A 22,348-nucleotide genomic window follows, 5' to 3' on the forward strand; every position below is an offset into this window, starting at 1 on the left:
GCTGCCGTGAATCGCCTCCTGCTCTGGTTCCACCAACTCGGCTCGCCGCCGGTGTTCGACCGCTTCGCCGCGCGCTGGGCGCCCTGGGGTTTCGGCCTGGGCCTGCTGGGCATGGCCATCGGCCTGTACGGCGCGCTGTTCGTGGTGCCGCCCGACTACCAGCAGGGCGACAGCTTCCGCATCCTCTACATCCACGTGCCGGCGGCCTGGATGAGCCTGATGGTGTACGCGCTGATGGCCGTCTACGCGGCGATCGCCCTGGTCTGGCACATCAAGCTGTGCGAAGTGCTGGCCATGGCCTGCGCGCCGATCGGCGCCTGGTTCACCGCCGTCACCCTGGCCACCGGATCGATCTGGGGCAAGCCGATGTGGGGCACCTGGTGGGACTGGGATCCGCGCCTGACCTCGGAACTGGTGCTGCTGTTCCTGTATCTGGGCGTGATCGGCCTGAACGCCGCCATCGAGGACCGGCGCGCCGCCGCCCGCGCCGCCGGCTTCCTGGCCATCGTCGGCGTGGTGCTGCTGCCGATCATCCGCTACTCGGTGGAGTGGTGGAACTCGCTGCATCAGGGCGCCACCATCCGGGTGTTCGGCGAATCCACCATGGATTCGTCCATGGCCTGGCCACTGTGGGTGATGGTGCTGGCCACCAAGTTCTGGTTCGTCGGTTCGCTGCTGCAGCGGGCCAGGGCCGACAACCTGGCCCGCGAGGCCGGCAAGGACTGGGCGCGCGCCGCGGCGGGGGTGGACCGGTGAGTTACCTCGGATACGTGCTCGGCGCCTACGCCGTGTTCGCCGTCTTCCTGGCCTGGGACTTCTGGGCGCCGCGCCTGCGCCTGACCCGCACCCGCCGCGAGATCGCCGCCCGGGCCCGACGCCAGGCCGCCCGGGCCGACGGGGAACCGAGCGCATGAATCCGGTCCGCAAGCGACGGCTGCTGCTGGTGCTGGCCCTGGTAGCCGCTTCGGCGGTGGCCGCCACCCTGGTGGCCCTGGCCCTGCGCGAGAACATCACCTACCTGTACACGCCCAGCCAGGTCTACGCCGGCGAGGCCGCCGACCAGGCCGTGTTCCGGCTCGGCGGCATGGTCGCCAAGCAGTCGCTGCGGCGCGAGCCCGGCAGCCTGAAGCTCAGCTTCGGCGTCACCGACGGCGACGCGGTGATGACCGTGCGCTACGAAGGCATCCTGCCCGACCTGTTCCGCGAGGGCCAGGCGGTGATCGCCACCGGCAGGCGGGTCGGCGACGAATTCCACGCCACCCAGGTGCTGGCCAAGCACGACGAGCAATACATGCCGCGCGAAGTCGCCGAGGCCATGGGCAAGGCCCACCGCAAGCACAAGGTGCAGACCGATGACCCGCCCGCCGGCGGTGACGGAGGCTACTGAGTGCTGCCCGAACTCGGCCTGGCCAGCCTGGCGCTGGCCCTGATGCTGGCCCTGGCCCTGTCGGGCCTGCCGCTGGCCGGCGCCCAGCGGGGCCGGGCCGCCTGGATGGCGACGGCGCGACCGCTGGCCTACGCCCTGCTCGCGGCGGTGACGCTGTCCTACGCGCTGCTCACCTGGGCCTTCCTGGACCAGGACTTCTCGGTGGCCTACGTGGCCCAGAACAGCAACTCCCTGCTGCCCCTGCACTACCGGATCACCGCGGTCTGGAGCGCGCACGAGGGTTCGCTGCTGCTGTGGATCCTGATCCTGGCCTTCTGGACGGCGCTGGTGGCGCGCTTCTCGCGCAGCCTGCCGGCGCCGGTGCTGGCGCGGGTGCTGGCGGTGCTGGGCATGGTGGCGGTGGGTTTCCTGGCCTTCATCCTGTTCACCTCCAATCCCTTCACCCGCCTGCTGCCGGAGGCCGCCGAAGGCCACGACATGAATCCGCTGCTGCAGGATCCGGGCATGATCTTCCACCCGCCCCTGCTGTACACGGGCTACGTCGGCTTCGCCGTCGCCTTCGCCTTCGCGGTGGCGGCGCTGATCGACGGCCGCATGGACGCGCAGTGGGTGCGCTGGTCGCGACCCTGGACCAATGTCGCCTGGGCCTTCCTCACCCTTGGCATCGCCCTGGGCAGCTTCTGGGCCTACTACGAACTGGGCTGGGGCGGCTGGTGGTTCTGGGATCCGGTCGAGAACGCGAGCTTCATGCCCTGGCTGGCCGGCGCCGCCCTGCTGCACTCGCAGGCGGTGACGGAAAAGCGCGGCAGCTTCCGCGGCTGGACCCTGCTGCTGGCCATCGCCGCCTTCTCGCTGTCGCTGCTGGGCACCTTCCTGGTGCGTTCGGGCGTGATCACCTCGGTGCACGCTTTCGCCTCCGACCCGGGGCGCGGCCTGTTCATCCTGGCGTTCCTGGGCCTGGTGATCGGTGGCTCGCTGCTGCTGTACGCGCTTCGGGCGCCGCGCGACGAGGCCGGCAAACCGTTCGCGCCGGTCTCGCGCGAGACCTTCCTGCTGCTCAACAACCTGCTGCTGAGCGCGGCCACGGCCATGATCCTGCTGGGCACCCTGTACCCCTTGCTGGCCGAGGCCCTGGACCTGGGCAAGATCTCGGTCGGCCCGCCCTATTTCGGCCTGATGTTCACCCTCCTGATGGTGCCGCTGGTGGCGCTGGTGCCGTTCGGCCCGCTCAGCCGCTGGCAACGCGAGCAGGTCGGCCAGCCGCTGCGCTGGCTGGTGCCCTGGGCGGGGCTGGCCGTGCTGGCGGCGCTGCTGACCTGGTTCGCCTGGCCCGACGGCACCGCCAGGACCGCCTTCGGCATCCTCGGCGCCGCCTGGGTGGCCGGCGGCACCCTGCGCTTCGTCTGGAACCGGCTGCGCTCGGGCAGCCGCGGCCACCGTTTCACCGCCGAGATGGCGGGCATGGTGCTGGCGCACGCCGGCATCGCCGTGTTCGTGGCCGGCGTACTGCTGACCGAAAGCACCAGCATCGAACGTGACGTCGCGGCCGCCCCCGGTTCCCGCTTCGAGCTGCGCGGCTATACCTTCGAGTTCCAGGGCGCCAAACACCATCAGGGCCCGAACTACGAATCCGACCGCGGCACCGTCGTGGTCAGCCGCGAAGGGCGGCGGATCGCGGTGATGCACCCGGAGAAGCGCGCCTACGCCAGCGGCGGTCAGGTGATGACCGAAGCCGCCTTGCATGGTGGCCTGCACCGCGACCTCTACGTCGCCATGGGCGAGCCCCTGGGCGAGGCCGGTGGCTGGGCCTTGCGCCTGTACGTGAAGCCCTGGATCCGCCTGATCTGGCTGGGCGCCCTGCTGATGGCCCTGGGTGGCTTCGTGGCGGCGTTCGACCGCCGTTTCCGCCGCCCGTCCGCGGGTGCCGCCGCCCCCGCCACCAGACCCGGAACCGACGCATGATCAAGCGCCTGTTGCCCCTGCTGGTCTTCCTCGGCCTGGGCCTGCTCCTGGGCGTGGGCGTGCTGATGAATGCCGGCCGCGACACCAGGGCCATCCCCTCGCCGCTGATCGGCAAACCCGCGCCCGAATTCGCCCTGCCCGTGCTGGACGCGCCGGAGCGGATCGTCCGCAAGGCCGACCTGCTGGGCCAGCCCTACCTGCTGAACGTCTGGGGCAGCTGGTGCCCGGCCTGCCGCGACGAGCATCCGGTGATCACCGAGCTGGCGCAAAGCGGCCGCATCCGGGTGATCGGCTACGACTACAAGGACGAGCCGGAGGAGGCCAGGCGCTGGCTGGCGCAGTTCGGCAACCCGTATTCGCTGATCCTGGTGGACGCCGATGGGCGCGCCGCCCTGGACTGGGGCATCTACGGCGCGCCGGAAACCTTCCTGGTGGATGCCGAGGGCGTGATCCGCTGGAAGTTCGTCGGTCCGCTCACACCCGAAGTGGTGCGTGAGCAACTGGACCCGCAGTTGGAGGCGCTGCGATGAGGGCCTGGCTGGCCGCCCTGCTGCTTTGCCTGGCCGGCGCCGTTTCGGCGGCGATCCAGCCGCTGGAGTTCCGCGACGCCGAGGAAGAGGCGCGCTTTCGCGCCCTCACCGCCGAGCTGCGCTGCGTGATGTGCCAGAACCAGAGCCTGGCCGACTCCGACGCCCAGATCGCCCGCGACCTGCGCCTGCAGGTGCTGGAGCTGATGCGCGAAGGCCGCAGCGACGAGGAGATCAAGGCCTACCTGGTGGCCCGCTACAGCGACTTCGTGCTGTACCGGCCGCCGGTGCAACCGCGCACCTGGCTGCTGTGGTTCGGCCCCGCCCTGGTGCTGCTGGCCGGCCTGGTGGTGGTGACCGTGGTGGTGCGCCGCCGCGCCGCCGCCGCGCCGGCGACGCCGCCGGCCGAAGACGAGCAGGAGTGGTGATGGGCGCATTCGCGGCAAGCCTGGCCGTCCTGCTGCTGGCGATGCTGGCCCTGGCGCTGGCGCCCTTGTGGCGGGCGCAGCGCGGCCTGAGCCTTGGCCTGGCCGGCGTGCTGGCCGCCGGCACCGTGCTGGTCTACGCCCTGGTCGGCACCCCGGCGGCGCTGGACCCGGCCAACCTCAGGCAACCCGAAACCCTCGACGAGGCCATCGCCCAGCTGCAGCGCCGTCTGGCCGACGAGCCCGGCAGCGTCGAAGGCTGGGTGCTGCTGGCCCGCGCACAGATGTCGCAGCAGCGTTGGGCCGAGGGCCGCGATGCCCTGGCCCGGGCGCATGCCCTGGCCCCGGACAACCCCGACCTGGCGGTGGAGTACGCCGACGCGCTGATGCGCGCCGCCGCCGACGGCCGCTTCCCGGCCGAGGCGGTGACCTTGCTGGAGCAGGTGGTCGACGAACACCCGGGGCACCAGCGCGGCCTGTTCTACCTGGGCGCCCAGCGCCTGCAGGCCGGCCAGCCCGCCGAGGCGGCGGCACTCTGGGAGCGGCTGCTGCCGCTGCTGCGGGGCGACACCGCCGCTGCCCTGCGCGAGCAGATCGCCCTGGCCCGCGACCAGGCCGGGCTGCCGCCCCTGCCCGCGCAGGCGCCCGGCACCGCCTCGGGGCCGGCCATCACCGTGACCGTGGAGCTGGATCCCGGGCTGGCGGATCGCCTGCGCGAAGGCGACGTGCTGTTCGTGTTCGCACGCACGCCGGACGGCGTCGGCCTGCCGGTGGCGGTGAAACGGCTGCCCGCCGCCGGTTTCCCGCTCACCCTGACGCTGTCGGACGCCGACGGGCTGATGCCGGCGCAGAAACTCTCGCAACAGGCGCGGGTACACCTGCTGGCGCGCGTCTCCCGCAGCGGCGATGCCGCCGCCGCGCCCGGCGACCTGGAAGCCGCGCCGGTGGAGCTGACCGTGGCCGACGGCGCCCGCGCCACCCTGCGCATCGCCACGGAGGTCGAATGACGGAGTTCATCCCGGCCGGCACCCGTTACGTCGAGCTGCCCTCGCCCTTCGTGTTCAAGCGCGGCGGCGAGCTGCGCGGTGGCCGCATGGCCTACGAGACCTGGGGCCGGCTCAACGCCGCCGGCGACAACGCCATCCTGATCCTCACCGGCCTGTCCCCCAACGCCCACGCCGCCAGTCATGCCGACAATCCCGAGGCCGGCTGGTGGGAAGCCATGCTGGGCCCGGGCAAGCCGATCGACACCGCGCGCTGGTTCGTCATTTGCGTGAATTCACTGGGCAGCTGCAAGGGCAGCAGCGGCCCGGCCTCGATCAACCCCGGCACCGGCCAGCCCTGGCGCCTGGACTTTCCCGAGCTGAGCATCGAGGACGGCGCCCGCGCCGCCCACGCGGTGGTGCGCGCCCTGGGAATCGAGCGCCTGGCCTGCGTGATCGGCTGCTCCATGGGCGGCATGGCGGCCCTGGCCTACCTGCTGCTGCATCCGGGCAGCGCCCGCAGCCACATCAACGTTTCCGGCAGCGCCCGCGCCCTGCCCTTTTCCATCGCCATCCGCTCGCTGCAGCGCGAGGCCATCCGTCTGGATCCGAACTGGAACGGCGGCCACTACGACGAGCAGCGTTATCCCGAGACCGGCATGCGCATCGCCCGCAAGCTGGGCGTGGTGACCTACCGCTCGGCCATGGAGTGGGACGGCCGCTTCGGCCGGGTCAAGCTGGACAGTGAATGCCGCGAGGACGATCCCTTCGGCCTGGAGTTCGAGGTCGAACGTTACCTGGAAGGCCATGCCCGCCGCTTCGCCCGCTACTTCGACCCGAACTGCTACCTCTACCTCAGCCGTTCCATGGACTGGTTCGACGTGGCCGAGTACGGCGAGGGCGACGTGATGAAGGGACTGGCGAAGATCCGTGTCGAGCGCGCCCTGAGCATCGGCGTGGAAACCGACATCCTGTTCCCGCTGCAGCAGCAGGAGCAGGTCGCCGAGGGGCTGCGCGCCGGCGGCGCCGACAGCGAATTCCTGCCCCTGCCCTCGCCGCAGGGCCATGATGCCTTCCTGGTGGACATCGCCCGCTTCGGGCCGGCGATAGAGCGGTTTTTGACGCGGATTTACGCGGAGCAACGCGGATAAGGCGTTCCGGAAGGGTTCGCCGACACGGGATGCGTGCCGAACGAGCTGGAGGCGGTGCCGGCGCGCGACGTTCCCGGTTGAAGGTACTGGCCGCGGATCAACGCGGATGAACGCGGATATGGAAAAGCGGATCAAACGCTTTATCCGTGTTCATCCGTGCAGATCCGCGTCAACGAAGAAGAAAAAGAAAAACCCGCCGAAGCGGGTCTGTCTGGTACCGGTGATAGGACTCGAACCTACACGCCATCGCTGGCAGCGGATTTTGAGTCCGCCGCGTCTACCATTCCGCCACACCGGCACGGAGGCGCGGCAAGTATAGCCCAGGCGGGCCGGTTCAGGCCGCCTCGTCCAGGCCCAGCTGGCGGGCGCAGCGGGTATGCCAGCCGTCGTCCTGGGGCTGGAAGGTCGCACAGCAGGTCAGCGCCTGCTTGTAGATGTGCAGGGACACGGCGATGGCGGCATCGCTGGGATTGCGGATGGCGTGGTACTCGTGCGGCGGGATCAGGCTGCCGGCCGAGCCCACCCCGGCCAGGGTGGTGCCCACGGCCTCGAAGCGGAAGCGCTCGCCGTCCCGCTCGCGCACTTCGTACTGGGTGATCTCCAGCTGGCCTGTCCATACGCCCTCCACGCACCACAGGCCGGCGTGGTCGTGGATGGGGGTCCCCTGGCCCGGACCCCAGGTCATCGCCACCACGCTGTAACCGGCCCGCTCGCAGCGGTAAAGCTCGCGCCGGGCGTAGTGGTCGGCGACCGGCTCGAACACGCAGTCGGGCAATCGCACCTCCTGCGATCGGATCAGGGCGGAAAGGCCGTTGCGCAGGCAGTCGGTGGTGCGGCGTTCACAGTCGCCGCTGACCGCAGCGTCGATCATGGCCAGCAGGCGGTCGCAGCCGGGAAATTCCAGGGCCAGCATGGCGTCACCGTGGTGGGTTCCGGGTGGCGGCAGTCTACCAAGGCCGGCAACCGGCCGTTTGCGCCCGGTCAAACCGGAAGCGCCCGGGCGGCGGCCGCGGCGGACGGTTGCCGATCCGCTCGGGCCGGCTCACCGGGGCACCTGATCACCGCTCGCCTTGCCGGTCTCGGTCGCGTCTGGGAACCTGCGCCCTTCGACTGCCTGCCAGGAGACCCGCGTGCTCCCGCCATCCCGTTCCGAGGCCGACCCGCCGTCGGCCGCGCCCGTGCCCAGCCTGCCCGGCCGCACCACGCCCACCTGGGAGATGGAGCTGCTGCTCTCCGGCGCCACCGTGTTCGCCCTGTGGCAGCTGGCCGGCTGGATGGCGCCGTTCACCGCCGGGCTGTTGCCGCGGCTGGATCCGCGCCTGTCCACCATTGGCGCCATGCTCTACCTCTACCTGGCCACCGGCGTGATCACGCTGGGCATGGCTTTCGTCCTGCACCTGGCGCTGCGCGCCTACTGGGTGGCCCTGGTGGGCATGCATTCGGTCTTCCCCGGCGGCCTGCGCCTGGACCGCCTGCGGGCCGGCCCGGTGGCCCGTGAAGCGCTGCGGCGGCGCTGGCAGGACATGGACCAGGCGATGGAACGGGCCGACAACCGCGCCACCCTGGTATTCGGCCTGGGCATCGGCGTGGCGGCGGTGCTGGTGCCGATCACCCTGATGGTGGCGGCCCTGTATGGCCTGGTGCTGGGCCTGTGCTGGGCCTTGGACCGGCTGGACCTGGTGCCGCGCCTCTTCATTGCCGTCACCGGTCTGGTCCTGCTGCCCTATTTCCTGTGCATGGCCCTGGACCGCTGGCTGGGCGAGCGCCTGACTCCGGAGGGCTGGCCGCGCCGAGCGTTGGCGGCCTGCTTCGGCCTGTATGCGCGGCTGGGCATGAGCCGCGAATCGAATCCGCTGGTGACGCTGTACTCCAGCCATGTCGGCGAACGACGCAGCGGCGTCGTGGTCACTGCCATCATCCTGGTGTCCATCTTCCTGGCCTCGACCAGTCTGGATTGGCAACAGGCCGACCTGGGCCCGGGCCAGTACGGCCGCTTCCCGGAGTCGGGGCGCGGCCTGCCCGGCACGGTGGACGGCGCCCACTACGCCAGCCTGCAGGAGCCCGGCGAAAGCCCTGAGCGCCCCTTCCTGCCGGCGCCGGTGCTGCGCGGCCGCCATGCCGCCCTGGTGCTGCCGTTCGTACCGGCCCGACATGCCCGGCACTTGGCCGCCTGTGAACGGGCCTCGCCGGGCGGGGCCGACGCAGCCGCCACCCGTCTGGCCCTGCTGGACTGTTACGCCGGCCTGCACGAGGTGAAGCTGGACGGCAGACCGCTGCCTGTGCGTCCCGAATTCTACCTGGACCCGTCGCGCGATCTGCGTGGGCTGATCTACATGATTCCGCTCGCGGAACTGGCGCCGGGCCGGCACGAGCTGGAAATCACCCTGCCCGATCCGCGCCGGCCCGGCTCGGCATCGCCCCTGCCGCGGCCCGAGCGCATTCCGTTCTGGCGCTAGCCCGGTTCCCGGCCCGGTTCCTGCAACGAAAGCGAGCCCAGCAACACGCCGGCCTGGGTGCGGTTGCGCACGCCCAGCTTCTCGAAGATGGCGCTCATGTGCGCCTTGACCGTGCGTTCCTGGATGCCCAACTCGTCGGCGATCTGCTTGTTCAGGCGGCCTTCGGCCACCCGGCTCAGCACCTTGAACTGCTGCGGGCTGAGCGAGGCCAGGCGCGCGGCCACCTCGCCCTCGTCCGCCGCCGCCGGCGTCCGCGCCACCGCCTCGCGCAGCGAAGGCGGCAGCCACTGCTGGCAGTCCAGCACCGCACGGATGCCGGCCTGCAGTTCGTCCAGACCGGCGCGCTTGGTCAGGTAGCCGGCGGCGCCGTGCGCGAGCGCGCGGCGGATGGTGGCCGGCTCCTCGTGTGCCGAAATGATGGCCACGGCCACGCCCGGGTATTCCGCCCGCAGCGCCGCCAGGCCGACCAGGCCGTGGCTGCCGGGCATGTGCAGGTCGAGCAGCACCAGGTCGATGTCCGGATGCGCGGCCAGCGCCGCCTGCACCCCGGCCATGTCCTCGGCCTCGTCCAGCACCGCCTCCGGCAACAGTCCGCGCACCGCCTGCACCAGGGCCAGGCAGTAGAGCGGATGGTCGTCGGCGATCAGGATGCGCGGCATGACCCGATTCTAGCCTTCCGCGACGGTTGGCTACTGGGCGGTCCACCCGCCATCCACCGGAATCGCCGCGCCGGTGAGGTTGTGCGCCTCCGGCCGGCAGAGGAAGACGACGGTGGCGGCGATGTCGGCCGGCAGCGACATGCGCAGGCTGGGCTGCTTCTCGCGCAGCAGCTCGCGCACCCCGGCCTCGCGGTCGCCGCCGGCGGCCCGGGCGCGGGCGGAGATCTGCGGCTCGATCAGGGGCGTCTCCACCCAGCCCGGGCAGACGCAGTTGACGGTGACGCCGCCACTTTGGCGCGAACCGGCGGCCGCCGCTTCCAACGCCGCCACCTTGCTCAGGCCGACCAGGCCGAACTTGCTGGCCACGTACGGCGATTTCTGCACCGAAGCCACCAGACCGTGCACCGAGGCGATGTTCACCACCCGGCCGAAGCCGCGTTCGACCATGCCCGGCAGCGCCAGGCGCATGGTGTGGAAAGCGGCGGAAAGATTGATGGCGACGATCCGGTCCCAGGTGGCGGCCGGCATCTCGCCGATCGGCGCGGTGTGCTGCACGCCGGCACAGTTCACCAGCACGTCCGGCGGCGACCAGGCCTGCACCTTCGCCATCATGCTTTCCACCGCGGCCGGGTCGGACAGGTCGGCGTCGAAGTAGGGCACCTCGGCGGCACCGGCGGCGCCCACCCGCTGCTTCGCGGCCTCGATCTGTTCGGCGCTGCCCAGGCCGTTGATCGCCACCCGGGCGCCGGCGGCGCCCAGGGCCTCGGCAATGGCCAGGCCGATACCGGAGGTGGCGCCGGTGACCAGGGCCGTGCGGCCGGAAAGGAAACGCTCGCTCATGGGGCAACCGCCAGAATTCCGGGAGTCCCCACCCTAGCAACGGCGACCCGGCCGCCGCGTCGTACCAAGGTACGATGGCCGCTCCCTGCCGCCTTGCTAAGGTCGGACGATGAACGCCCGTACCCTGCCCCGCCCGACCCTGCTGGCCGGCGCGATCCTGCTGGCCGGCGCCTGCGCCGGCCCCTTGCCCCGCGCCGGCGTGGATGTCGAGGCAGGCCTGAGGCTCAGCACGCATCGCGACGGCGACGACCTGCTGACCGCCGGCCTCGGCGCCGACGGCCTGCGCAGCCCGATACCGCCCGCCTTCGCCAACCCCGAAGCCCCCACGGCCGGGGAACTGCGCCGGCGGGCGATCTGGAGCAACTGGCGCGGCATCGCCGACCTGGCGCCGGATGGCGGTTACGGCGAGCGCTATGGCTCGCTGCAGCCGGTGCCGGGCCGTGAGTTCCATGCGCTGATGCGTCTGCCGGGCGCGAAGCAGCCGCACCGGGTGCTGCTGCAGTTGCCCGACGACTATGACGCGCAGGCGCGCTGCCTGGTGGTGGCGGTGTCCTCGGGTTCGCGCGGCATCTACGGCGCCATCGCCCTGGCCGGCGCCTGGGGCCTGCCGCGCGGCTGTGCCGTCGCCTATACCGACAAGGGCGCCGGTACCGGTTACGTGGATACCAGCGACGGCCGCGGCATAGGCCTGGACGGCCGCATTGCGGAAGACGGCCAGCCGGTGGAATTCACCGTGGCGGCGGCATCCGAAGGCGCGCCGCCCGCCATCGCCGTCAAGCACGCCCACTCCGGCGACAAGCCCGAAGCCGACTGGGGCCGACATGCGCAGCAGGCGACGCAGTTCGCCCTGCAGGTGCTCAACCGCGAACGGCCGCAGGATGGCGCCTACACCTGGGACAACACCCGCGTGCTGCTGACCGGCCTCTCCAACGGCGGTGGCGCCGTGCTGCGCGCGGCCGAGCTGCCGGGTCCGGAGTTCGACGCGGTGGTGGCGATCTCGCCCAACGTCTGGCCGGCCGGGAGCGGCCGCGCCCTGTTCGACTACGCCAGCGAAGCGGCGATCTGGATGCCCTGTGCCCTCGCCGCGCCGGCGTTCGACGCGGTGGTGCTGGCCCGCCCGGGCGGCCAGCCGGCGCCGGCGGCGCTGCAGCGCTGCGCCTCGCTGCGCGCCGCCGGTGAGCTGCAGGCCGAGACGCCACGCGAGCAGGCCGCCGCAGCGCTCGCCTTCCTGCGCGCGCAAGGCTGGACCGACGAGGCCCTCGCCGCCGGCGCGCTCAGCACCGCCTTCGATCTTTGGCGCTCGGTACTGGTCACCTATGCCTCGTCCTACGCCGGCACCGGTCCCTTCGACATGCCCTGCGGCTACCGCCTGGCCGCCATGGGCGCCGATGGCGTGGCGCGCGCCCCGACCGCAGCCGAACGCGCGGTCTGGTGGAGCGATGCCAGCGGCATTCCCCCGGGTGCCGGCGTCGGCATCGTGGACACGATGGCCGATGGCGAGGATCCGCACCTGCCCGGCCTGCGCTGCCTGCGCGCGCTCTGGGAGGACGAGGGCTCGGCCGCGCGCGCCGGCGTCGCCGCCACCCGCGCCGGCCTGCCACGCGAGGGCCTGCCGGTGATCGTCCTGCACGGCAGCGACGACGGCCTGATCCCCGAAGCCTTCAGCGCCAGGCCCTACGTCGCCGGCGCCCGGACGGCCGGCCGCGACGTCGAATACCGCCCCGTCGCCGACGCCCAGCACTTCGACGCCTTCCTCGGCCTGCCCTTCCTGCGACCGGTGTACGTGCCGATGCTCGAACCCGGCTACCGGGCCCTCGACGACGCCTGGTCCCGCGTCGCCGCCGGTAATCCCGCGTCCGACGCGCTGCCGTGAAAGGAATATTGGCCGCGGATTTGCGCGGCTAATAACCCCTATTTCCGCCTCGGCTGCAGTCGGGACATGGCGGACTTCAGGGCCAGGGGCTTCAGTGGCTTGTGCAGGAGGAGGCAGCCGGCGGCGGTGACGGCGTCGCGGACGGCGGCGCTGTGGTCGGCGGTGATGATCGCGCAGGGAATGCCGGCGCAGGCCGGGCCCAGCTCCTCGCGCAACTGCAGGCCGGTGCGGTCGCCGTCGAGGTGGAAGTCCAGCAGCAGCAGGTCAGGTGGTGGATGGCCGGCCAGGCGCGCCTGCGCCTCGCGGCCGTCGTGGGCGGCCAGCACCTCGCAGCCCCAGCCGCCGAGCAGGGCCTGCATGCCGCGAAGCACGTCGGCATCGTTGTCCACCACCAGCACCCGGCTGCGCGGCGCTTCCACGGGCGCCGGCGGCTCCGGCGCGGGCACCGCGGCCACCGGCTCGGCCAGCGGCACCCCGATGGCGAAGACCGTGCCCCTGCCCGGCCAGGACCGCAGGCTCAGCGGATGCCCCAGCAGCCGCGCCACGCGCTCGGCGATGGCCAGGCCCAGGCCCAGGCCCTGGCCGCCGCGGTCGAGCCGACGGAATTCCTCGAAGATCAGCCCCTGGTCGGCCTCGGCGATGCCCGGGCCGGTGTCCCAGACCTCGATCGCCAGCGCATTGCCGCGGCGCCGGCAACCCACCAGCACCCGGCCCCCGCGGGTGTAGCGCACAGCGTTGGCCAGGAAGTTCTGCAGCACCCGGCGCAGCAGTTGCGGATCCGAGCGCACCCAGGCCCGGGTCGGCACCAGGTCCAGGTCCAGGCCCTTTTGCGCCGCCAGCACGCGGAACTCGGCGGCCAGCGGCTGCAGCAGCTCCTCCAGGCGGAAGGGCTGCGGCGAGGCGTTCATGCCGCCGGCGTCCAGGCGGGAAATGTCCAGCAACCCGGCCAGCAGCGCCTCGGCCGAACCGAGCGCGCCGTCGATGTTGGACAGGGCTTCGCGGTGCGCCGGTTCCTTCAGCTCCGGCGACAGCGCATGCACGAACAGGTGCGCCGCGTTCAGTGGCTGCGCCAGGTCGTGGCTGACGGCGGCCAGGAAACGCGTCTTGGCGCGGTTGGCACGCTCGGCCTCGGCCTTGGCCCGGGCCAGTTCGGCGGTGCGTTCGGCCACGCGCTGCTCGAGGGTTTCGGCCACCGACTTGAGCTCGGCCTCGCTGCGGCGGAAGGCAGTGACGTCGGTGAAGGTGGCGACGAAACCGCCGCCTGGCATCGGGTTGCCACGGATCTCCACCACCTGCTCGCCGACGCGGCGCTCGGTCACGTAGGGCGTGCCGGCGCGCATGTGGGCGATGCGCTTGGCCACCTCCTCGTCTGCCGCGCCCTCGCCGGCCAGGCCGCGGCGGATGTTGTATTCGACCAGGTCGGCCACCGGCACGCCGACCTGCAGCAGCGAATCCGGATAACCGAACAGTTCGGCGTAGCGGCGGTTCCAGGCAACCAGGCGCAGCTCGGCGTCCACCACGCTGATGCCCTGACTCATGTTCTCCAGGGCCGCCTCCAGCACGCGCTGGTTGAAGCGCAGCGCCTGCGATGCCTCGTCCACGATGCTGGCAACGGTGTCCAGCTCGCTTTCCTGGGCCCGGCGCGCCGCGTCCAGCAGCAGCCGCGCCGAGGCGGCGCCCAGCACCGCCGAGAGTTCGCGCTCGACCTGCCGCTCCACTTCCCGCGGTACGTCCTCGCCGCTCACCGGCGCCAGCAGCGCGTCCACACGCGGCGCCGGCAGGAACCGCAGGGCCAGGGCACGCAGGCTGGCGCGCGGCAAGGTGCCGCCGCTGCCACGCTCCGGCGTCTGCGTCTGGCCCAGGCCTGCGGCCAGCAGCCAGGGCAGCAGAGCGCCGGCGCCCAGGCTCAGCAGGGTGGCCCGGCCCAGCCGGCTCCAATCGTCCAGACCGAGGAAACCGTCGGGCGACAGCCAGGCCAGGCCGAAGGGGCCGTGCGTGAGCCAGCTCCAGCGCCAGTCGAAGGCCTCGGCCAGGGCCGGTGCCAGCAGCACCCAGCTCCACACCGCCACCGCCGCCACCAGGCCGACGAGCACCGCCCGCGGCGGCATCTGCGGCCGCCAGACCGCGAAGGCCACCGCCGGCGCCAGCGAGGCCAGGCCGGAGAAAGACACCGCGCCGATGTCGGCCAGGGCCTCGCTGCCGGCGATGGCACGGCTGTAGACCCAGGCCAGCAGCACCACTGCCAGGATGCCGACGCGGCGCTGGAACAGCACGGCGCCGCGCAGGTCGGCCTCGCCGGCGTCGGCATGCGCCGCCCAGGGACCACGCACCAGCAGCGGCGCCAGCCAGTGGTTGCCGATCATCAGGCTCAGCGCCAGCGTCGCCAGGATCACCATGCCGGTGGCGGCGCTGAGGCCGCCAAGAAAGGCCAGCAGGGCCAGTCCCTCCCGCCCTTCCGACAGCGGCAAGGCCAGCACGTACAGGTCGGAGGGCACACCCAGCGGCGCCAGCAGCGCATGGCCGGCCCTGGCCAGCGGCAGGATCGGCAGGGCGATCAGCAGCATGTACAGCGGAAACAGCCAGCGCGCGGTGCGCAGCTGCGCCTCGTCCCTGCACTCGACCACGCCGACGTGGAATTGGTGCGGCAGGGTGAACATGGCCAGCGCGCCCAGCAGTACCAGCGCCGGGAAGCCGCTGGCGCCGTCGGCCGGTGGCGCGGGCGCCGGTGCGTCGGGCAGGTCCAGCCCGAACCAGACGAAGGCGCCCAGGGCCAGCATCGCTCCCAGCTTCAGCAGCGATTCCACTGCCATCGCCAGCACCAGGCCGCGGTTGTGCTCGATCGCCGAGGCGCGGCGGGTACCAAACAGCATGGCGAACACCGCCATGGCCAGGGCCACGTACAGGGCGCTGTCCTGCCAGGCCGGCGGCGACAGCTCCGAGGCCCGGGTCAGCAGGCCGAAGCTCATCGCCACCGCCTTCAGCTGCAGGGCGATATAGGGAATGATGCCCAGCACCGCCACGAAGGTGACCGCTGCCGCCAGCCAGGAGTCACGGCCCAGGCGCGTGGCCACCAGGTCGGCCAGCGAGGTCGAGTTGTGCTCGCGGGCGATGCGCAGCAGCTTGAGCAGGAAGCCGAAGCCGAGCAGGTACAGCAGGATGGTGCCGAGGAAGGTCGGCGGAATGGCCCAGCCCGAACGCTGGGCCTGGGTGACCGTGCCGTAGAAGGTCCAGGACGTGCAGTACACCGCCAGCGACAGGCTGTAGACCACCGGCCAGCGCCGGGCGAGAAGTCCCGGGTGCCGTTCCGCCCACAAGGCCGTGCCGAACAACAGGCCCAGCCAGACCAGGCCCGCGCCCACCACCAGGCCGGCGCTCAGCACGACCCGTGCTTCCTCAGGGCGCGCCCAGCGCGTCCAGGACGGCGGCCAGCCAGCGCAGCTGGGCACCCGTGCGGGTGTCGTAGTCCTCGCCCGTGTATCCCCACCAGTCCCAGCATGCCTTCGGATTCAGCGGCAGGTAGCTCGATCGCGCCTGAGGATACAGCACGGCCACGCGATGCAGGTCGGCCCAGGCATTGAGGCCACTGCCACGGGCGAAGGTGTCGCCGACGCTGCCGATGTCCTGCTGGCAGCCGTGGAAGGCGACCAGCAGGCCGCAGGCTTCGCCGGCCGCGCACTCGGGCGGCAGGTAGAGAAAACCTTCGTCGGCCAGCAACGGATCGCCGCCATCGGCGGCCAGCCCGGCCTGGCCGAAGCGGCGCAGTTCGCCGCGCGGTTCGCCCGGTGCACCTTCCACCGGCCCGAACAGGTGATGCATGACCTCGCCGGCGGCATCGAAGCCGCAGGCGCCCAGCCAGGGGCTGCCGCCGTCCAGGCAGTCGCCGCCCTCGGCGACTGTCGGCCAGACATGGCCGAAACGACGTTCGCCGTCCCAGGTGAGCTCGAAGGCGATGCCCTCTTCCACCAGTGCGGTGTAGAAGTCGCGGGCGGCAGCGCCGACCGCCGGGTTCACCGTCGCGTCCTCGGTGCCGTGCATGACCAGCACGCGGTCACCGGCCAGGGCCGACAGCGGTGCCGCGCGGCCATCGGCGGCGCGCTCACGGGCGCGGGCCAGCAAGGCCGGGACATCCGGTCCGTGAGGCCGGGCAACCATGCAGGGGCCCAGCGCCACCTGCAACTGTCCCTGCGCGCAACCCGGTGGGCCGCCGGCAATCAGGGCCACCCCATCCAGCCGCTCCGCCAGCGCCAGATGCGCCTGCGCTGCCATGTAGGCGCCCGACGAGAGTCCCGCCACGGCGACCCGCCCGCGCTCGATGTCCAGTCGCGGCAGCGGCTCGCCGCGACTGCCGCCGCAGGCGGCGACCAGCACCATCGCCGACAGCAAAAAGAGCCGGGCCGCATGCGCGGCCCGTTGGGACATTCCCCGGGGAAACCGTTCCATCAGAAGCTGTAGCGCGCGCTCAGGCTGTACTGGCGGGGCGGGCCGTAGAAGCCGGTCACCACGCCGAAAGCACCGATGTTGTAGCCGGTGGTCCGGTATTCCTCGTCGGTCAGGTTGCTGCCCTGCAGCGACAGCATCCAGGCATCGTTGATCTGCCAGATGACGCCGGCATTGACCAGGCCATAGCCGTCCTGGCGAATCAGTGGGCTGAGATCGGTGGTCGGCCAGACCTCCGACTGGTAGCTGTAGCCGACCCGTGCCGACAGGTTGCCGCCGTTGGCCAGGCCGGTGCGGTACTCGACGTTGATGGCCCCGGAAAACTCTGGCGCATTGGTGAAGCGCTGGCTGTCGGCGATGTTGACGCCAGCGCTGATGAACTCGTCGTACTCGGCATCCAGCCAGGCCAGGTTGCCGCTGATCAGCCAGTTCTCGGTCGGCAGGAACTGGTACTCGACTTCGATACCCTGCACCGTGCCCCTGCCGGCGTTGGTGAAGTCGCCGAAGAAGCTCTGGCTGCCATCCGGCAGCGTGTAGGAGGTGAAGACCGAAAGCTGGATGTCCTTGTACTTGTTGTGGAAGTAGGCGAGGTTCAGGAACAGCCGCTGGTCCAGCAGCGACATCTTGCTGCCGATCTCGTAGCTGTCCACCACCTCGTCGTCGAAGGGCTCGCCTGAAGCCGGTACCGCCGTGGTGTTGGCACGGATGTTGAAGCCGCCCGACTTGAAGCCACGCGATGCCAGGCCATAGATCATCACTTCGTCGCTCAGCTGGTAGTCCAGCGATATCTTCGGCGAGACGTTCTTGAAGTTGACCGTCTTGTCGAAGTTGGCGGCAGTGGCCCAGGGCGTGGTGTAACTGAGGTCGGTGTAGAACCGGTTTAGCGCCACCGCGTGCTTGTCCTCGTCGGTGTAGCGGGCGCCGACGTCGAGCCTGAGCCGGTCGCTCAGGTCGAAGCTCCAGTCAGCGTAGACAGCCATGCTGTCCGTGTTGACGTAACCCTGGGTATCGCCGAACAGCGGGTTGGTCAGGCTGGGCGGGATCAACGGGTTGTTGAAGTGGTTGAGCACCTGACCACCAGCGTCGCCGTTGAACAGGTACAGGCCCATCACGCCGCGGGCACGACCACCGGCATCGTAGTTGGCCTGCAGTTCGTGGCTGACCTGCTCATCGAAGTAGAAGGCACGCACGTCCACCAGCGGCATCGGCAGGGTATCGAAGTCAATGTTGGTTTCGGTGTCTGATTCGCGCTTGGCGATCACGTACTTCAGCGCCCAATCGTCGTTGACCCGCCAGTTGAGGGTCGCCGAAGCACCCTTCATGGTGGTGTCGTTGATGTTTTTCATGCCGCTGCGGATGTCATAGCGGTCGTCCAGCGGCAGGAAGCCCGGTGCCAGCGGGTTGGCCACCAGCATCTGCGCCCCACGCACGCCGGACTGGTCGTCCAGCCAGTCCATGCTGAACTGGACGTCGAAGTCCTCGGTGACGAAGGCGCCCAGCTGCACGCGGGCGACATTGATCTCCTTGTCGCTGACGTCCTGGCCGGTGTACAGGTTTTCGCCATAGCCATCATGGTTGAGGCTGGCCAGCGAGACGCGGGCGCGCAGGCCGCTGTCCTCGCCGCCGATCGGGCCGCCTACGGCGGCCTTGGCGTCGAGCCGGCCGTGGCTGCCCACCGTCAGTTCGGCCATGCCGCCGAACTCGGTCGGCAGCCCGCGGGAAATGTACTTGATGGCGCCGCCGATGGTGTTCTTGCCATACAGCGTTCCCTGCGGGCCGCGCAGCACCTCGATCCGCTCGACGTCGAACACGTCCAGCAGCGCGCCCTGCGGGCGGGCGATGTAGACGTCGTCCAGGTAGATGCCGACACCGGGGTCCACGCCCCAGAGCGGATCGGCCTGGCCGACGCCGCGGATATAGGCGGTGACCGTGCTTGTGGAGCCGCGGGCAGCGTAGATGGTGAGGTTGGGCACCTGCGCGTCCAGGTCACCCAGGTCACGGATGTTGAGCTTGTCCAGGGACTCCGGAGTGAAGGCGGTGACCGCCACCGGCACATCCTGCAGGGTTTCCTCGCGCTTGCGGGCGGTGACCTGGATGGCGTCCAGGGTGACGGCGGAACGTTCGGCAGCCGCGTCGTCGGCCTCTGTGGCCGCGTCCTGGGCCGACGCCAGCGGTGCGGCGAGCGACAGGGACAGGCCGATGGCCAGGCTGAGATGGTTGCGCTTCATGGTCTCCCCTTGCAGAGCGGTTGGGCGGCCGGATGGCCGGACGTTGCGCAGGGTATGCCGCGCCGGCCGGCCACGGACTTGTACCTTGGTACAGGTGCCCCGCCGGCAGCACGGCAGGGACACTGCGAACCGGTCCAGTTGCCCGGGGGACTCTCCCGCATGTCCCTGCTGATCGTGCTCGCCGCCCTGTGCTTCCTGATGCTGGTGGCCTATCGTGGCTACAGCGTGATCCTGTTCGCGCCGGTGGCGGCCATGGGCGCGGTGCTGCTGACCGACCCGCACCTGGTCGCACCGATGTTCACCGGCCTGTTCATGGAGCGCATGGTCGGCTTCCTCAAGCTCTACTTTCCGGTATTCCTGCTCGGGGCGGTGTTCGGCAAGCTGGTGGAGATCTCCGGATTCTCGCGCTCGATCGTCGCCGCGGTGATCCGGCTGTTCGGCGCCGACCGGGCCATGCTGTCCATCGTGGTCGTCTGCGCCCTGCTCACCTATGGCGGGGTGTCGCTGTTCGTGGTTGTGTTCGCGGTCTATCCCTTCGCGGCCGAACTGTTCCGCCAGGCCGACATCCCCAAGCGGCTGATCCCCGGCACCATCGCCCTGGGGGCATTCACCTTCACCATGGATGCGCTGCCCGGAACGCCGCAGATCCAGAACATCATCCCGACCGGCTTCTTCGGCACCGATGCCTGGGCGGCGCCGGTACTGGGCACGCTAGGTGGCCTGTTCATCCTCGGCGTCGGCCTGGCCTACCTCGAATGGCGCCGCCGGATCGCCCGCGCCAGTGGCGAAGGTTATGGCCGCGACCTGAAGAACGAACCGGCGCCGTTCGCCGGCGAACGCCTGGCCAATCCCTGGATCGCCCTGCTGCCGCTGCTGCTGGTGGGAGTGTCCAACAAAGCCTACACGCTGCTGATCCCACGCCTGTATGGCGACAGCCACAGCTTTCTGCCCTCGGTGGTGGGCGAGCCGGCCCCGGTGGTGCAGGAGGTATCGAAGGTCGCAGCGATCTGGGCGGTCGAGGCTGCCCTCCTCACCGGTATCCTGGCGGTTCTGCTGTTGGCCTGGGGAGACGTGCGCCGCCACTTCGCCGAAAGCACCCAGCCTGCGATCGGCGGCGCCCTGCTGGCCTCGATGAACACCGCCTCCGAGTATGGCTTCGGCGCAGTCATCGCCGCCCTGCCCGGTTTCCTGGTGGTGGCCAATGCCCTCGCGGGCATTCCCGACCCGCTGGTCAACCAGGCGATCACCGTCACCGCGCTGGCCGGCATCACCGGCTCGGCCAGCGGCGGCATGAGCATCGCCCTGGCGGCCATGGGCGACACTTTCATCGCCAACGCAGGCGCCGCCGGCATCCCGATGGACGTGCTGCACCGGGTCGCCTCCATGGCCAGCGGCGGCATGGACACCCTGCCGCACAACGGCGCGGTCATCACCCTGCTGGCGGTGACCGGGCTCAGCCACCGCCAGGCCTATCGGGACATCTTCGCTATCACCCTCATCAAGACCGCCGCCGTGTTCGTGGTGATCGGCCTGTTCTACCTGACCGGCTGGGTCTGAGCGCCGTCGTCACGCCGCCGACACGTGGCCCGGACCAAGCTGTCCGGGCCACGACGAGGTCGCCATGCCGCTCCCTGACCGACCGCACCGGCTGTCGTCCCTGACCTGGCTGCTGCTGGCGCTGGCCGGCGCGGCCTCGGCCGTGTCCTCCCCGCGACCGGGCCTCGCCCTGCACTACGAAGGTGAGGCCCGCGCCCTGGACGACGGCTCCCTGCTCTACCGGGAAAGCCACTGGCTGTTCGAACTCGGCGGCACCCCGCAGCGTTTGGTGCTGTACCTGTGCCCAGACGGTCGCCCCTTCGCCCGCAAGCGCCTGCGCTTGGGGGTGGATCCGGAGCGGCCGGAGTTCGACCTGGTGGATGGCCGCGACGGCTACCGCGAGCGGGTCCGGCTGCGCGACGGCGCGGTCCATGTCCTCATCCAGGAACCGGAGGCAGAGGCGCCGCGACAGCAACGCCTTGCCCTGGCCGATGGCAGCGTCATCGACGCCGGTTTCGACGCCCGGGTGCGGCGGCAGTGGGAACGCCTGGCGGCAGGGCACGCGCAGACCCTGTCCTTCCTCGTGCCCAGCCGCGGCCGTTACCTCGATTTCCGGCTGGCCGGCGCCCGCGAGCTGGAGTTCGAAGGCGAGCCGGCCCTGCGCCTGCGCATGTCGCCGCCGATCCTCTACCGGCCCTTCGTGCCGGTGTTCGAGCTCACCTACGGGCGCCAGCACCGCTGGCTGCGCCGCTTCGAGGGCCTGGGCACGATCCGCGGCGATGATGGCCGGCCGCTGCCGGTACGGATCGACTTCCCGCCGCGTTCGGCGCTGCGGGAAGTGCCGCTGAGCGAAGCGCTGGCCGCGCTGGAACGGCCGCTGGCGATGCGTTGCCCGGATTGAGCGGCGCGGTTCACGCCTCCGTCACCGGCGCGCGTGTCAAGCTGGCGCCATGTCGAAACCCATTGTCAAGGCACGCAGCGCCCTGCGCTCCGTGCGTCTCTGGCTGGATGCCTCCGCCGCGCCGGACAGCGACGACGACCGCATAGACTGGCTGCGCGCGCTGCCCTTCGTGCTCATGCATCTGGCTTGCCTGGCGGTGTTCTGGGTGGGCGTGTCGCCGGTGGCCGTACTGGCGGCGGTCGCGCTGTACGCAATCCGGATGTTCGCCCTCACCGGCTTCTACCACCGCTACTTCTCCCACCGCAGCTTCCGCACCTCGCGGGCGGTGCAGTTCCTGTTCGCGGTGATCGGCGCCGCCTGCGTACAGCGCGGGCCGCTGTGGTGGGCCGCCCACCACCGGAATCACCATCGCCATGCCGACACCCCGCGGGATCCGCACTCGCCGCGCCAGCACGGCTTCCTGTGGAGCCACATGGGCTGGTTCCTGACCCCACGCGCCTTCCGCACCGACCTGGCGCGGGTGCCGGACTGGGCGGCCTTCCCGGAACTGCGCTGGCTGGACCGCTTCGACACTGTCGTCCCGGTGCTGCTGGCCGCCGGCCTGTACGGGCTGGGCGCCTGGCTGCAACGGGTTGCGCCCGGCCTGGGCACCGACGGGCCGCAGATGCTGGTCTGGGGCTTCTTCATCTCGACGGTGGCGCTGTTTCACGCCACCGTGACCATCAACTCGCTGGCACACCGGTTCGGCAGTCGCCGCTTCGACACCCGCGACGACAGCCGCAACAACCTCTGGCTGGCCCTGCTGACCTTCGGCGAGGGCTGGCACAACAATCACCACTTCTTCCCGGGCAGCGCCCGCCAGGGCTTCCGCTGGTGGGAACCGGACCTGACCTGGTACCTGCTGCGGGCGATGGCGGCCCTGGGCCTGGTGCGCGACCTCAAGCCGGTGCCGGCCTGGGTGCTGGACCGGGCGAAGGATTGAG

The 22,348-nt window shown here is 71.0% G+C and carries 19 protein-coding genes and 1 tRNA gene; 13 read left to right on the forward strand and 7 right to left on the reverse strand.

What is annotated here, in order from left to right:
- Nucleotides 1–6: 6 nt before the first annotated feature.
- The 8 genes from ccmC to metX are packed head-to-tail and all read left to right on the forward strand — an operon-like array spanning nt 7 to nt 6,435.
- The gene (gene ccmC / locus F0415_RS01225) at nt 7–756 is read left to right on the forward strand and encodes a heme ABC transporter permease CcmC (RefSeq protein WP_149859373.1); all 750 of its coding nucleotides are present in this window, start codon (nt 7–9) and stop codon (nt 754–756) included.
- Nucleotides 753–914 (forward strand): heme exporter protein CcmD, encoded by a 162-nt coding sequence (gene ccmD / locus F0415_RS01230; protein WP_149859374.1) that lies wholly within the window; start codon nt 753–755, stop codon nt 912–914. The genes ccmC and ccmD overlap by 4 nt, the downstream gene beginning before the upstream one ends.
- Nucleotides 911–1,387 carry a cytochrome c maturation protein CcmE gene (ccmE, locus tag F0415_RS01235; protein ID WP_149859375.1) on the forward strand — a complete coding sequence of 159 codons (477 nt, stop codon included), beginning with the start codon at nt 911–913 and terminating at the stop codon, nt 1,385–1,387. The genes ccmD and ccmE overlap by 4 nt, the downstream gene beginning before the upstream one ends.
- On the forward strand, nt 1,388–3,349 hold the full coding sequence (locus tag F0415_RS01240) for a heme lyase CcmF/NrfE family subunit (RefSeq protein WP_149859376.1): 1,962 nt from the start codon (nt 1,388–1,390) through the stop codon (nt 3,347–3,349). It begins immediately after the preceding gene.
- The gene (locus tag F0415_RS01245; RefSeq protein WP_246149829.1) at nt 3,349–3,879 is read left to right on the forward strand and encodes a DsbE family thiol:disulfide interchange protein; all 531 of its coding nucleotides are present in this window, start codon (nt 3,349–3,351) and stop codon (nt 3,877–3,879) included. The genes F0415_RS01240 and F0415_RS01245 overlap by 1 nt, the downstream gene beginning before the upstream one ends.
- Nucleotides 3,876–4,304 (forward strand): cytochrome c-type biogenesis protein, encoded by a 429-nt coding sequence (locus F0415_RS01250; RefSeq protein ID WP_149859378.1) that lies wholly within the window; start codon nt 3,876–3,878, stop codon nt 4,302–4,304. Before F0415_RS01245 ends, F0415_RS01250 begins: the two co-directional genes overlap by 4 nt.
- On the forward strand, nt 4,304–5,308 hold the full coding sequence (locus F0415_RS01255) for a tetratricopeptide repeat protein (RefSeq protein ID WP_149859379.1): 1,005 nt from the start codon (nt 4,304–4,306) through the stop codon (nt 5,306–5,308). Before F0415_RS01250 ends, F0415_RS01255 begins: the two co-directional genes overlap by 1 nt.
- The gene (gene metX, locus F0415_RS01260; RefSeq protein WP_149859380.1) at nt 5,305–6,435 is read left to right on the forward strand and encodes a homoserine O-acetyltransferase MetX; all 1,131 of its coding nucleotides are present in this window, start codon (nt 5,305–5,307) and stop codon (nt 6,433–6,435) included. Before F0415_RS01255 ends, metX begins: the two co-directional genes overlap by 4 nt.
- Before the next feature lie 212 nt (nt 6,436–6,647).
- Here metX and F0415_RS01265 read toward each other — a convergent pair.
- Nucleotides 6,648–6,733, reverse strand: a tRNA-Leu gene (locus tag F0415_RS01265).
- Between the two features lie 36 nt (nt 6,734–6,769).
- The gene (locus F0415_RS01270) at nt 6,770–7,348 is read right to left on the reverse strand and encodes a cysteine dioxygenase family protein (RefSeq protein WP_149859381.1); all 579 of its coding nucleotides are present in this window, start codon (nt 7,346–7,348) and stop codon (nt 6,770–6,772) included.
- Nucleotides 7,349–7,565: 217 nt separating this feature from the next.
- On the opposite strand from F0415_RS01270, the gene F0415_RS01275 reads away from it, so the two are divergent.
- On the forward strand, nt 7,566–8,891 hold the full coding sequence (locus F0415_RS01275) for a hypothetical protein (protein WP_149859382.1): 1,326 nt from the start codon (nt 7,566–7,568) through the stop codon (nt 8,889–8,891).
- On the opposite strand, the gene F0415_RS01280 is transcribed toward F0415_RS01275, so the two are convergent.
- Nucleotides 8,888–9,550, reverse strand: coding sequence for a response regulator transcription factor (locus F0415_RS01280; protein WP_149859383.1), 663 nt, complete (start codon nt 9,548–9,550; stop codon nt 8,888–8,890). The genes F0415_RS01275 and F0415_RS01280 overlap by 4 nt on opposite strands.
- A 30-nt stretch (nt 9,551–9,580) precedes the next feature.
- Nucleotides 9,581–10,390, reverse strand: a complete 810-nt coding sequence (locus F0415_RS01285; protein WP_149859384.1) for a 3-hydroxybutyrate dehydrogenase — start codon at nt 10,388–10,390, stop codon at nt 9,581–9,583.
- Nucleotides 10,391–10,499: 109 nt separating this feature from the next.
- Here F0415_RS01285 and F0415_RS01290 point away from each other — a divergent pair, with 109 nt between their 5' ends.
- Nucleotides 10,500–12,263, forward strand: a complete 1,764-nt coding sequence (locus F0415_RS01290) for a 3-hydroxybutyrate oligomer hydrolase family protein (RefSeq protein WP_149859385.1) — start codon at nt 10,500–10,502, stop codon at nt 12,261–12,263.
- A 38-nt stretch (nt 12,264–12,301) separates the two neighbouring features.
- On the opposite strand, the gene F0415_RS01295 is transcribed toward F0415_RS01290, so the two are convergent.
- From F0415_RS01295 to F0415_RS01305, 3 genes are read right to left on the reverse strand one after another with little or no spacing between them, the layout of a single operon-like run.
- Nucleotides 12,302–15,643, reverse strand: a complete 3,342-nt coding sequence (locus F0415_RS01295) for a hybrid sensor histidine kinase/response regulator (RefSeq protein ID WP_149859386.1) — start codon at nt 15,641–15,643, stop codon at nt 12,302–12,304.
- Between the two features lie 13 nt (nt 15,644–15,656).
- Nucleotides 15,657–16,682, reverse strand: a complete 1,026-nt coding sequence (locus tag F0415_RS01300; RefSeq protein WP_149859387.1) for an extracellular catalytic domain type 2 short-chain-length polyhydroxyalkanoate depolymerase — start codon at nt 16,680–16,682, stop codon at nt 15,657–15,659.
- A 20-nt stretch (nt 16,683–16,702) separates the two neighbouring features.
- Nucleotides 16,703–18,928 (reverse strand): TonB-dependent receptor, encoded by a 2,226-nt coding sequence (locus tag F0415_RS01305; RefSeq protein ID WP_149859388.1) that lies wholly within the window; start codon nt 18,926–18,928, stop codon nt 16,703–16,705.
- Between the two features lie 159 nt (nt 18,929–19,087).
- Here F0415_RS01305 and F0415_RS01310 point away from each other — a divergent pair, with 159 nt between their 5' ends.
- The 3 genes from F0415_RS01310 to F0415_RS01320 all read left to right on the forward strand — a co-directional run bounded on the left by F0415_RS01310 (nt 19,088) and on the right by F0415_RS01320 (nt 22,347).
- A complete protein-coding gene (locus tag F0415_RS01310; protein ID WP_149859389.1) occupies nt 19,088–20,485 on the forward strand; it encodes a GntP family permease in 1,398 nt (465 codons plus the stop codon).
- A 64-nt stretch (nt 20,486–20,549) separates the two neighbouring features.
- Nucleotides 20,550–21,365 (forward strand): hypothetical protein, encoded by an 816-nt coding sequence (locus F0415_RS01315; RefSeq protein WP_149859390.1) that lies wholly within the window; start codon nt 20,550–20,552, stop codon nt 21,363–21,365.
- Between the two features lie 49 nt (nt 21,366–21,414).
- Nucleotides 21,415–22,347: an acyl-CoA desaturase gene (locus F0415_RS01320; protein WP_149859391.1), complete on the forward strand. Its 933-nt coding sequence runs from the start codon at nt 21,415–21,417 to the stop codon at nt 22,345–22,347.
- Nucleotide 22,348 lies beyond the last annotated feature (1 nt).

Origin of the sequence: Arenimonas fontis (assembly GCF_008386465.1) — a bacterium.
Classification (GTDB): domain Bacteria; phylum Pseudomonadota; class Gammaproteobacteria; order Xanthomonadales; family Xanthomonadaceae; genus Arenimonas; species Arenimonas fontis.